Raw genomic sequence first — 12,135 nt, forward strand, 5'->3', positions numbered from 1 at the left:
TAACCGTCGAACATGAAAATGCCCCGCCATGTGCGGGGCATTTTTTTGTCTGACCGATTAAATGGGTGAACATGAGGGCCCCATCGCGAGCAGGCTCACTCCTACAGGAGAATGCATTCCATTGTGGGAGCGAGCCTGCTCGCGATGGCAGCGCCTCGGTCTTACTGAATCTCCTCAGGCTTCACGATCACCCAGTTCTTGTCCGCCGTCACCGGCAACCCTTCCTTGGCCTGGGCCGCGGCATTCTTGGCCATCATGCCGTTAATCTGGGTCATGTATTTGTCCTTGCGGTTGACCCACAGGTGGATACCGCCCTTGGCCACGTCAACATCGTGGAACAACATGTAACCGTCGCTGGTTGGGGTGTCGCCGCCAACCAGTACCGGTTTTTTCCACTCGTCGATGTAGGTCAGGATCGCCGCGTGCTTGCCAGCCATCCAGGTCGCCGGGGTCCACAGGTATGGCGTCAGTTCGAGGCCGAGGTTGGCCTTCTCGTCATATTTGCCGGCGGTGATCTGTTTGCGCGCGGTGGTCAGTTCGCCGGTTTTTGGGTCCTTGAGCAGCAGCGACACACCGATCACGTTCTGCGGTTTGACGTTGTAGCCGTACTTCGGATCGGCCGCGACCATGCGCACCAGCTCTTCGGAGGCCGCGGTCATCACGTAGACCTCGATGCCGTTCTCCATCAGCTTGTTGTACAGCTCTTGCTGGCCGGTGAAGATTTTCGGCGGGTTGACGTCGAGCTTCTTGACCACGTCGCCTTCGTAATAAGTGGCCGGCACCGGTTTGCCAGATGCCATCATCTCGTCGACATAGCCCTTGAGTTCCTTGAGCGTGAAGCCGGAGAACACTTGCGCGACCCATGGATAGCAAACCATGTCGTCGACTTCGCAGAGGCGGTAGTAGTAGCTGAACAGGCTTTCCTTGTGGTCGGCGGTGTCCTTGAACGGCATCAGTTTCAGGGAGGGATCGAGCTTCTCGCGGGTGATCAGGCCCTTGTTCTCCATGAACGGCAGCAGCGACTCTTCGAGGTCGTAGCGGTAACTGGTGTTGTCCATGTCGAACACCGCGTAGTTACCTTTGTTGGCGTTGGCCGCGATCATAGCGTCCAGTGCCTTGGCCTGGTCGGCGGGCCAGTGTTTCAGATCCGTGGCGAGTACCTGACCGGCGAGGCCCAGGCAAAGTGCAGCGACCAGAAATTTCGGTGCGAACTTCATCGGCATGCTTCCCTTATTGAAAGACCCTGATTGAAAGACATCGACGCTAACAAATAACTGTGACAGTCCTCGTCTGTCAGCGACCGCCAACGTACCCTTCGCGCCACGTGCATCCCCGAGAGCGACGCCGGCTTATTCCAAAAACGACAGTTACCAGACGTTTTCGGTATTAAATCATTGGAAATCAAGCTGTTAGGCTTACCGGTTCGCAGCTGCCCCGGAAGGCAGTTGGCACATGTCTAATGGGAGTTCCAATGAATCTGCCGCTGATTCTCAATCTGCTGGTGTTCCTCGCCCTGCTTTTCGGCCTGGCGCAAACCCGTCACACCAACTGGAGCCTGGCGAAAAAAGTCCTGCTCGCGCTGGTGTTGGGCGTGGCGTTCGGTGTTTCGTTGCACACGGTTTACGGTGCCGGAAACCCGGTGCTGAAAGCCTCGATCGGCTGGTTCGATCTGGTGGGCAACGGTTACGTGCAATTGCTGCAAATGATCGTGATCCCGCTGGTGTTCGCCTCGATCCTCAGCGCCGTGGCCCGTCTGCACAACGCGTCGTCGTTGGGCAAGATCAGCTTCCTGACCATCGGCACGCTGCTGTTCACCACCGCCATCGCGGCGCTGATCGGCATCGGCCTGACCAACCTGTTCGGTCTGACCGCTGAAGGTCTGGTAGCCGGGACTCAGGAAATGGCGCGCCTGCAAACCATCCAGACCGATTACGCGGGCAAGGTCGCCGACCTGAATGTGCCACAGCTGCTGCTGTCGTTCATCCCGCAAAACCCGTTCGCCGATCTGGCGCGGGCCAAGCCGACGTCGATCATCAGCGTGGTGATTTTCGCCGCGTTCCTGGGTATCGCTGCGCTGCAACTGCTCAAGGATGACGTGGAAAAAGGTCAGAAAGTGATCAACGCCATCGACACCCTGCAAGCCTGGGTGATGCGTCTGGTGCGTCTGGTGATGAAGCTGACCCCGTACGGTGTATTGGCGCTGATGACCAAAGTGGTCGCGGGCTCCAACCTGCAAGACATCATCAAGCTCGGCAGTTTTGTGGTGGTGTCCTACCTCGGCCTCGGTCTGATGTTTGTGGTTCACGGCGTGCTGGTTTCGGCCGCCGGGATCAACCCGCTGCGCTTCTTCCGCAAGATCTGGCCGGTGCTGACGTTTGCCTTCACCAGCCGTTCGAGCGCTGCAACGATCCCGTTGAGCATCGAAGCGCAGACCAGCCGCTTGGGTATTCCGCAGTCCATCGCCAGTTTCGCCGCTTCGTTTGGCGCGACCATTGGCCAGAACGGTTGTGCGGGTCTGTACCCGGCGATGTTGGCGGTGATGGTCGCGCCGACCGTGGGCATCAATCCGCTCGACCCGTTGTGGATCGCGACGCTAGTGGCGATTGTGACGCTGAGTTCGGCCGGTGTGGCCGGGGTTGGCGGCGGTGCGACGTTTGCCGCGCTGATCGTGTTGCCGGCGATGGGCTTGCCGGTTTCGCTGGTGGCGTTGCTGATTTCCGTCGAGCCACTGATTGATATGGGGCGTACGGCGTTGAACGTCAGTGGGTCGATGACGGCGGGTGCGATTACCAGCCAGGTGATGCAGCAAACGGATAAAGCGTTGCTGGATGCGGATGAGCATTCGGAGTTGGCGCACGCTTAAATTCTTTAGCGTCTGATCTGGCCTCATCGCCAGCAGGCTGGCTCCCACAGGGATTTTGGGTGTTCACACAATCTGTGTTTCACCTCAAACCCACTGTGGGAGCCAGCCTGCTGGCGATGTTTTTAAGCTTTTTCCCAGACTTCGAAGTTGTACGCTGGCTTGTCATCAACCGCCGGATTTTCGATATTGGAAACCAGTTTCCATTCGTTCAAATCAAACTCCGGAAACCACGCATCCCCCTCCGGGCTCAGCGCCACGCGGGTCAAATACAAGCGATCAGCCTGCGCCAACCCTTGCGCATACAACTGCGCCCCGCCAATCAGCATCAGCTCATCGACGCCCTGCTCCTTCGCCCATTCCTCGGCGCGAACCACCGCAGCTTCCAGCGACGGATAAACCTCCGCGCCTTCGAGCAGCAGGTCCGCCTGACGGCTGACCACGATGTTCAAGCGGCCCGGCAGTGGACGACCGAGGGAATCCCAGGTCTTGCGACCCATGATGATCGGCTTTCCAAGCGTGGTGGCCTTGAAGTATTTGAAGTCCCCCGGCAGGTGCCAGGGCATGCTGTTGTCGACGCCGATCACACGGTTTTCACCGAGGGCTGCGATCAGGCTGAGGGGGAGTGATTTAGTCATGTCCGCGAGGATACCAGAGCCTCGCTTTCGCCGATAAGCGCCACAACGGTTATGCTCACAGCTCATTTAAGCGACGGGATGCCGCGTGACTGAACTGAATAACCTCTGGCTGACAGAAACCATCCGCCTGCGCGAAGAGCACGCCGGCCCTCTGGAAGATCTGGAAGCCAACCGACTGGCCCGCAGCGCGGGCGGTGATTTGCCGACGCGCATTCAGCGCCGTGCCCTGTGGCTGGCGGAACGCGATGGTTTGAGCGACGCACTCAAACACTGGCTGCAAGGCGCGCGACTGGCACTGATCGTAATGGCAGTGCTGGCCGTGGTCAGTGGCGCGGGCCTTGCCTTTGCCGCAATGGGCGACGGCCTGCACCCGGTGAATGTGTTTTGGGCCTTGGGCAGCCTGCTCGGGCTCAATCTGATTCTATTGTTGAGCTGGGCGCTGGGGCTGGTGTTTGCGGGTGAACACGGCGCCAGCCTCGGGCGCTTGTGGTTGTGGCTGAGTGAAAAATTCGCCCGGGATGCCAAAGCCGCGCAACTGGCGCCGGCCCTGCTGCTGTTGCTGCAACGGCAGAAGCTCAATCGCTGGGCCATCGGCGCGCTGGTCAACAGCCTGTGGTTGCTGGCGATGGTCAGCGCGCTGGTAATCCTGCTGACGCTGATGGCGACCCGGCGCTATGGCTTCGTCTGGGAAACCACGATCCTCAGCGCCGACACCTTTATTGCCGTGACCCAGGCACTCGGCGCACTGCCGGCCCTCCTCGGCTTCAGCGTGCCGACCGAGGAAATGATCCGCGCCAGTGGCGATGCCGCACTGAACATCGAAAGTGCCCGACAGGCCTGGGCCACATGGCTGGTGGGCGTGCTGCTGGTATACGGCGTGGTGCCGCGCTTGTTGCTCGCCATGTTTTGCCTATGGCGCTGGACATCCGGCAAAGCGGCCCTGCATCTGGATTTGAACCTGCCAGGCTATGCGCAACTGCGCGAACGGTTGATGCCTACCAGTGAGCGTCTCGGCGTCAGCGATGCCGCGCCGGAGCAACTTCATCGCGTGGAAAGCGGCGTCAGTGAACAGCAAAGCGATGGCGCGCTGTTGGTCGCCATCGAACTGGACGATGATCGCCCGTGGCCACCGCAACTGCCGAAAAACATCAGCAACGCCGGCATCCTCGACAGCCGTGAATCGCGGAACAAATTGCTCGAACAGCTGAGTCGTTTTCCTCCGGCGCGGCTGGCCATTGCGTGCGATCCACGGCGCTCGCCGGATCGCGGCAGCCTTGCATTGATCGCCGAACTGGCCCGCAGCGCCAGCGCCACCCGTGTGTGGTTGCTGCAAGCACCGCCCGGCGAAGCGCTGGACGCGGACCGTCTCGGCGATTGGCATGTGGCGTTGCAACAGCTGGAGCTGCCGTTCGCCGATTGCGCACCGATGAACTGGCTGGAGACGGGTCATGACTGACGCCAACAAGCAGCCTCTGAAACTCGCCGTCGTCGGCCACACCAACGTCGGCAAAACCTCACTCTTGCGCACCCTGACCCGCGATGTCGGCTTCGGCGAAGTGTCCCACCGTCCCAGCACCACGCGGCATGTCGAAGGCGCGCGGCTGTCGGTGGACGGCGAGCCGTTGCTCGACCTCTACGACACGCCCGGCCTGGAAGACGCCATCGCCCTGCTCGATTACCTCGAACGCCTGGAGCGTCCGGGCGAACGCCTCGACGGTCCGGCGCGGCTAGCTCGTTTCCTCGATGGCAGTGAAGCGCGACAGCGTTTCGAGCAGGAAGCCAAAGTCCTGCGCCAATTGCTGGCCTCGGATGCCGGGCTCTACGTGATCGACGCCCGGGAGCCGGTGCTGGCCAAGTATCGCGATGAGCTGGAAGTGTTGGCCAGTTGCGGTAAACCGCTGCTGCCGGTGCTGAATTTCGTCAGCAGCACCAACCATCGCGAACCGGCATGGCGTGAAGCGCTGGCGCGGCTGGGTCTGCATGCACTGGTGCGATTCGACAGCGTCGCGCCGCCAGAGGATGGCGAGCGCCGCCTCTATGAAAGCCTCGCCCTGCTTCTGGAAACCGCGCGACCGCAACTGGAACGCCTGATCGCCGATCAACAGGCACAACGCCTGGCCCGCCAAGAAAGCGCTGCGCGGTTGATCGCCGAATTGTTGATCGATTGCGCGGCCTGCCGACGCAGCGTGGTCAGCGATGCCGAACAGGAACAGCAAGCGATCAGCGAACTGCGCAAATCCGTACGTCAACGAGAGCAGCGCTGCGTGGAAGCGTTGCTCAAGCTCTACGCCTTCCGCCCACAGGATGCCGCAGCCAGCGATTTGCCGCTGCTTGATGGTCGTTGGGGCGATGACTTGTTCAACCCGGAAACCCTCAAGCAACTGGGCGTGCGGGTCGGCGGTGGTATCGCCGCAGGTGCCGCTGCCGGAGCCGGGGTGGATTTGCTGGTCGGTGGCATCACCCTCGGCGCCGCCGCACTGGCTGGAGCGATTGCCGGCGGCGCCCTGCAAACTGCGCGCAGTTATGGCAGCCGCTTGCTGGGCAAGATCAAGGGCCAGCGTGAACTGACCGTCGATGACAACGTGCTGCGACTGTTGGCGCTGCGCCAACGGCAATTGCTGCAAGCGCTGGAGGCCCGTGGGCATGCGGCGATGGACAGCATTCAGGTGGCCACGCCGCAAGACAAGGGCTGGCGCGAAGGCAAGTTGCCCGAAGCGCTAAGCAAGGCGCGGGCGCATCCGCAGTGGTCGTCGCTCAATCCGCATCCGAAGTTGAATCAGGCGGAGCGGCAGGAGCAGGTTGAGTCTTTGGCTACAGTTTTGTAGCGTCTGATTGGGCCCTATCGCTGGCAAGCCAGCTCCCACAGGGTTTTCTGGTGCACACGAGATCTGTGGCACCAAAAATCCTTGTGGGAGCTGGCTTGCCAGCGATGGCAGCGACTCGATTTAAAGGCTCACGCTGCCAACAACCGCACCGCTTTGTCCTTCAACACCGCCAGATCAATCACCGGCACGTGCATCTCTTTCGCCAATTCATCCCACTGGCGCATGCGCAAACTGACTTCACACAGCGGGTCTTTTTCGAACGCCTCGGCCTCTTCAGCTGTCATCACCCCACCCTGATACTCCAGGGTCCGGCGACTGGCTTCGCTCAACCGCTCGTAGTAACCAGGCTCCTTGAGCGTCAGATAACGCTTGGCTTGCACGTGGTATTCGACCAGCCGCGCCATGCGTTCGCTGAAGCCGGCGCGGCGCAGGTAATCCGCACCCAGGCGCTCATGACTAACCACACCGAAGCCGCCCATGTTCTCGGCGCTTTCGGCACAGATATGCCCGATGTCATGGAAGAACGCGGCCAGCACCACTTCATCATCGAAACCTTCGGCCATGGCCAGTTCGGCAGCCTGGGACATGTGCTCGATCTGCGACACCGGCTCGCCGATGTAATCGTCGGCGCCGAAGCGTTCGTATAGTCCGAATACTTCGGCGATCACTTGTTCGTTGCGGTCCATCAGAAGTCTCCCGATAAAATTCTGCCGGTTTTGGAATCGCTATCGCGGGCAAGCCTTGCTCCTACAAGTTATGCGTCGATCGCGAAATTTCATACGACGCAAATACTGTAGGAGCAAGGCTTGCCCGCGATGAGGCCCTGTCAGCCGATAAAGATCTTATTTGGCCGCCACTTTCTCCGACTTGCCGTCATAACGCTTGCGCCATTCGGTCAGGATCTCGTCGCGATTCTTCGAGGCCCACGCAAAGTCGTTCTTGATCAAACGCTGCTCGTAGTCGGCTGGTAGTTCGGTCTGCGGTTTGGCAATGCCCGGCTGCGCAAGCACAGCGAAGTTCTCTTTGTAGAGCTCCATCGCCTCTGGACTGGCCGAGAAGTCAGCCAGTTTCTTCGCCGCTTCTTCGTGGGCAGTGCCTTTGATCACGGCAGTCGCTTCGATCTCCCAGCCCAGGCCTTCCTTCGGCAGGATGATGTCCAGCGGCGCGCCTTGGCGCTTCAACTGAACGGCCGGGTATTCGAAGGAAATACCGATCGGGAATTCGCCAGCGGCCGCCAGTTTGCATGGCTTGGAACCGGAGTGAACGTACTGGCCGATGTTCTGGTGCAGGCCATCCATGTAGGCCCAACCCTGCTTCTCGCCGAAGGTTTGCAGCCAGGCGCTGACGTCGAGGAACCCGGTACCGGACGACGCCGGGTTCGGCATGACGATCTTGCCCTTGTACTCAGGCTTGGTCAGGTCTTGCCAGCTCACGGGTTTGGTCAGGCCCTGCTTCTCGGCTTCGACGGTGTTGAAGCAAATGGTTGCAGCCCAGACGTCCATGCCGACCCAGGCTGGCGGGTTGGCGGCGTCGCGGTAGTTAGCGCCGATTTTGCCCAGGTCTTTCGGTGCGTAGCTTTGCAGCATGCCTTGCTGATCGAGAATCGCCAGGCTGGAAGCGGCCAGGCCCCACACGGCGTCAGCCTGCGGACGGGCTTTTTCGGCCAGCAGTTTGGCGGTGATGATGCCGGTGGAATCGCGCACCCACTTGATTTCGACGTCCGGATTGGCCTTCTCGAAAGCTTCTTTATAGGTCTTCAGTTGCTCGGCTTCGAGGGCGGTGTACACCGTCAACTCGGTTTTCGCCGCAAAGGCGTTCAGGCTGAAAGCGGTGAGGACAGCAGCGGCCAGGGCCATAGGCTTGAACATGATCTTTTCCTGTTTTTTGAGTTGAGGGGTTGTGCAGATTCAATGACCGGGCGCGGTCTGCCGCCAGGCCTGTGAGCGGCGCAGCAAACCGCGCGAGGCCCAGGCCAGCAGCAGGGACACGCCCGCCGAGGTGAACAGAATCAGGGTCGACATCGCCGCCGCGCCGCCGACGTTGCCGGCATCGTCCATGTTCAGCACCGCCACCGCCGCGAGGATGGTGTCGGGGCTGTAGAGGAAGATCGCCGCCGAAACGGTGGTCATGGCCGAGACGAACAGGTAGCGCACGATGTCCAGCAGCGCCGGAAGGCAAATCGGCACGGTGACGCGCCAGTAGTGGCGGTACAGCGGCGCCTTGAGCGACAGCGCGGCGGCTTCGAACTCGGCGTCGAGTTGGCGCAGCGCAGTGGTGGCGGTCATTTGCGCGGTGGTCAAATAGTGAGCAATGGTGCAGACCACCAGCAGGGTCATGGTTCCGTAAAGCACGTGCAGCGGGTTGCCGGTGAGGTTGAAGAAGAAGACATAACCCAAACCCAGCACCAGACCCGGTACCGCCATCGGTACGAAACTGAGCATGCGCAGTGTCAGATTCAGCCCACGCTGGCCCTTGGTTTTTTCCATCAGGTAGGCGCCGGTGAAGATCAACACGCTGCCGATCAACGCCGTGCACAACGCCATCTTCACGCTGTTGCCGTAGGCCAGCCAGCCACCGCCGGCGGTATCGTTGAACTGGTAATGGTTGAGCGACAGCGACAGGTTGTACGGCCAGAACTTCACCAGGGACGAGAACACCGCCATGCCGAACACCAGCAGCAACGTGGCGCAGATCAGCAGCACGATGGTCAGGTAGCACCCGTCGCGCAGCTTCGATGGCAGCGGTTTGAACACTTGCGCACGACCGCTCATGGAGTCGCCGTGGCGCCGACGCAACCAGGCATCGACCCCGAAGCTGAACAGCGCCGGCAGCAACAACACCATGCCGATCAACGCGCCGCGACCGAATTGTTGCTGGCCGACCACCGCCTTGTAGGCTTCCAGCGCCAGCACTTGATAATCGCCCCCGACCACCACGGGCACGCCGAAGTCGGTGATGGTCAAGGTGAACACCAGACAGAACGCGGCGAAAACAGCCTGACGCGTCGCCGGCCAGGTGATGCTGCGGAAGGCTTTTGCAGGACTGGCGCCCATGCTCGAAGCGGCATCGAACAGTCGCGCATCCGCCAGGGACAGCGCCGACAGCAAAATCATCAAGGCGTGTGGAAAGGTGTAGATCACCTCGCCGAGCACAATGCCCCAGAAGCCATAGATGTTGTCCGAGACCAGCCCGCGCAACATGCCCTGATTGCCGAATAGGTAAACCAGTGCAATCCCCGGCAACATCGACGGCGCCATCAATGGCAGCAGCGAAATACCACGCCAGATACCTTTGCCCGGAATCAACGTGCGTTGCAGTGCGTAGGCAAACAGGTAAGCCAGCGGTACGACGATGGCCGCGACGCTGAGGGAAACCTTCAGGCTGTTACCCAGCAACCAGTGGAAATTGTCGCTGCTCACCAGTTCCTTCGCCGCGAGCCAGCCCCCACCCTGCCCGGCCTCGGAACTGAAGCCACGCCAGAAGATCGCCAACAACGGCATCAACACGGCGACACCGAGCAACACCAGCAAGAGGACTTTGCCGCCGACCACGAAGATCCGGTCACCGATCTCGGCGCGGGAAATCTGCCGAGCTTGCTTGTGCGGGATCGGCAGCGCGATGTTCGCGCTCATCAGGCAAACACCTGCAGGCTGCGCGGCGGCAAGGCGACCATGATCTGCTGCGCGCCGAGGCGCGGCATGGCTTCCGGTGCCAGTTCGGCCAACAAGGCGTGACCCGGCAGGTGATCGAGTTCGAAGCTCATGCGGCAGCGGTTGCCGAGGAAAGTGATTTCACGAACCTTGGCCGGGAACAGGTTTTCCTCGTGCACCACAGGATTGACGTTGATCGCTTCAGGGCGGCAGAACAGCCGGCCCGATGCGGTCTTGGCGCTGCCATCGGCGAGGCGCATGTTCATTCCGCCGACCTGGGCATGGCTGTCGCTGCTGCTGTGGAACGGCAGCCAGTTGCCCTGACCAACGAACTCCGCCACGAACGGCGTGGCCGGGCGGTTGTAGATTTCCTGCGGCGTAGCGTACTGCTCGACCTTGCCGTTGTTCATCACGGCGATGCGGTCGGCCATCAGCATGGCTTCGTCCTGGTTGTGGGTGACCATCAGGGTGGTGATGCCGAGGCTGCGTTGCAGTTGTCGCAGCTCAGTACACAGATGCTCGCGAACGCGGGCGTCGAGAGCCGACATCGGTTCGTCGAGCAGCAGCAGCGAAGGCGCCGGTGCCAACGCGCGGGCCAGTGCAACCCGCTGCTGCTGGCCGCCGGACAACTGGCCCGGGTACTTTTTCTCGCTGCCGCTCAGACCAACCAGTTCCAGCATCTGACCAACGCGCTGACGCACCTGATCACGACCGCTGCCGGCCAGGCCGTAGGCAATGTTCGCTTCGACGGTGAGATTGGGGAACAACGCGTAGGACTGGAACAGAATGCCGTAGTCCCGCGCCTGCGGTGCCAGATGGGAAACGTCGCGGTCACCCAGGAACAACTCGCCGCTGTCCTGCTTCTCCAGACCGGCGATGCAACGCAGCAAGGTGGTTTTGCCGCAGCCCGACGGGCCGAGCAAGCAGACCAGTTCACCGGCCGCCACGTCGAGGGACACGTTATCCAGCGCGGTAAAGGCGCCAAAGCGCTTCTGTACGCCGCGCACTTTCATCGGTGCGCCGGGGTTGGTCAGGGCAGTTGCGATCGAGCTGTTCATGGACGGACCTCATCTAGCAGATGGGGCCATCCTAGAGTTGTAATGAGTCCGTCATGTGGCAGTAAGGCAAAAACTGCCGATAGTGGTATTCGAGGATTTTGGTTGGCTAATAAAAGCAATGAGTACCTGTGGCGAGGGAGCTTGCTCCCGTTGGACTGCGCAGCAGTCCCTTTTTTGGGGCCGCTTCGCAGCCCAGCGGGAGCAAGCTCCCTCGCCACAAAGATCTAAGCCGGAGACATTTCCTGCGCCAACCCCAGAAACGCCGCCGGCAGCCGTGCGTTTTTTCGCTCCTTCAGGCAATACAGATACTCCGGCAGCAACGGCGCATTCTCGATGGTCAGCACCCGCAGTTGCGGATCGTGGGGCACTTCCTGTCGGGCAATCAGGCTGATGCCAATGTTGCGCAGCACCGCTTCGCGGATCGATTCGCGACTGCCAATCTCCAGCAACGGCCCGACACTCACGCCGGCACCGGCCAGTAACTCTTCGGTCATGCGGCGAGTGGTCGAACCCGGCTCGCGCATCAACAAGGTATGCCCGGCCAGTGCGCTGAGCGGCACATGGTCATGTGCCGCCAGTGGATGATTGCGATGTACCGCCAGCACCAGCGGATCGCTGCCGAGCACCCGGCGAATCAACCGCGCATCTTCCAGCAACTGCGAGGACGCCGCGACATCGACGCGGTAATCCTCCAGCGCTTCAAGCACCTGTTGGGAGTTGCCGATTTCCACCGACACCTCCACTTGCGGCAAGCGTTCGCGGAAGGTCTTCACCAGATCGAGGATGTAATACGGCGCCGTGGCGGCAATGCGCAACGTGCCCTGAACCTGACCGCAGTTGCGCAGGAAAAACTCGATGTCGGCTTCCTGCTGCATCAGCGTTTTCACCATCGGCAATAGCCGCGCGCCTTCATCGCTGACACTCAGGCGACGACCGCCACGGTAGAACAGTTCCACCGAATACTGACTTTCAAGGTTGCGGATCTGCGTCGTCACCGTGGGCTGGCTCAGGCCGAGCTTCTTCGCCGCCTGGGTGATGCTGCCCAGACGGGTAACCATGTAAAACGCCTTCAGCTCGGCACTCAGCACAATCGTCCCTCATCCT

The 12,135-nt window shown here is 61.0% G+C and carries 10 protein-coding genes; 3 read left to right on the plus strand and 7 right to left on the minus strand.

Annotated elements, in window-relative coordinates:
- Positions 1-161: 161 nt before the first annotated feature.
- On the minus strand, positions 162-1,217 hold the full coding sequence (locus V6Z53_RS00925) for a haloacid dehalogenase-like hydrolase (RefSeq protein ID WP_338583713.1): 1,056 nt from the start codon (positions 1,215-1,217) through the stop codon (positions 162-164).
- Between the two features lie 254 nt (positions 1,218-1,471).
- Between V6Z53_RS00925 and V6Z53_RS00930 the strand changes: the two genes are divergently transcribed.
- Entirely contained in the window at positions 1,472-2,863 is a 1,392-nt protein-coding gene (locus V6Z53_RS00930) for an L-cystine transporter (protein WP_338583714.1), read from the plus strand.
- Positions 2,864-2,985: 122 nt separating this feature from the next.
- Here the strand turns inward: V6Z53_RS00930 and V6Z53_RS00935 are convergent, their stop codons facing one another.
- Positions 2,986-3,498, minus strand: coding sequence for a dihydrofolate reductase (locus V6Z53_RS00935; protein WP_338583715.1), 513 nt, complete (start codon positions 3,496-3,498; stop codon positions 2,986-2,988).
- A gap of 85 nt (positions 3,499-3,583) precedes the next feature.
- Here V6Z53_RS00935 and V6Z53_RS00940 point away from each other — a divergent pair, with 85 nt between their 5' ends.
- Both V6Z53_RS00940 and V6Z53_RS00945 read left to right on the plus strand, forming a co-directional pair.
- Positions 3,584-4,954 carry a DUF2868 domain-containing protein gene (locus tag V6Z53_RS00940; protein ID WP_338583716.1) on the plus strand — a complete coding sequence of 457 codons (1,371 nt, stop codon included), beginning with the start codon at positions 3,584-3,586 and terminating at the stop codon, positions 4,952-4,954.
- Positions 4,947-6,323 carry a GTPase/DUF3482 domain-containing protein gene (locus V6Z53_RS00945; RefSeq protein WP_338583717.1) on the plus strand — a complete coding sequence of 459 codons (1,377 nt, stop codon included), beginning with the start codon at positions 4,947-4,949 and terminating at the stop codon, positions 6,321-6,323. The genes V6Z53_RS00940 and V6Z53_RS00945 overlap by 8 nt, the downstream gene beginning before the upstream one ends.
- 128 nt (positions 6,324-6,451) lie before the next feature.
- On the opposite strand, the gene V6Z53_RS00950 is transcribed toward V6Z53_RS00945, so the two are convergent.
- From V6Z53_RS00950 to V6Z53_RS00970, 5 genes are all read right to left on the minus strand, one after another.
- A complete protein-coding gene (locus V6Z53_RS00950) occupies positions 6,452-7,009 on the minus strand; it encodes a phosphonate degradation HD-domain oxygenase (RefSeq protein WP_338583718.1) in 558 nt (185 codons plus the stop codon).
- Positions 7,010-7,165: 156 nt separating this feature from the next.
- Complete coding sequence (locus V6Z53_RS00955) at positions 7,166-8,191, minus strand: putative 2-aminoethylphosphonate ABC transporter substrate-binding protein (protein ID WP_015097240.1); 1,026 nt, start codon at positions 8,189-8,191, stop codon at positions 7,166-7,168.
- Positions 8,192-8,230: 39 nt separating this feature from the next.
- Positions 8,231-9,955: a putative 2-aminoethylphosphonate ABC transporter permease subunit gene (locus V6Z53_RS00960; protein WP_338583719.1), complete on the minus strand. Its 1,725-nt coding sequence runs from the start codon at positions 9,953-9,955 to the stop codon at positions 8,231-8,233.
- On the minus strand, positions 9,955-11,031 hold the full coding sequence (locus V6Z53_RS00965; RefSeq protein WP_338583721.1) for a putative 2-aminoethylphosphonate ABC transporter ATP-binding protein: 1,077 nt from the start codon (positions 11,029-11,031) through the stop codon (positions 9,955-9,957). The genes V6Z53_RS00960 and V6Z53_RS00965 overlap by 1 nt, the downstream gene beginning before the upstream one ends.
- 224 nt (positions 11,032-11,255) lie before the next feature.
- Positions 11,256-12,119 carry a LysR family transcriptional regulator gene (locus tag V6Z53_RS00970; RefSeq protein ID WP_338583722.1) on the minus strand — a complete coding sequence of 288 codons (864 nt, stop codon included), beginning with the start codon at positions 12,117-12,119 and terminating at the stop codon, positions 11,256-11,258.
- Positions 12,120-12,135 lie beyond the last annotated feature (16 nt).

Source organism: Pseudomonas sp. MAG733B (genome assembly GCF_036884845.1).
In the GTDB taxonomy this organism is placed as follows: domain Bacteria; phylum Pseudomonadota; class Gammaproteobacteria; order Pseudomonadales; family Pseudomonadaceae; genus Aquipseudomonas.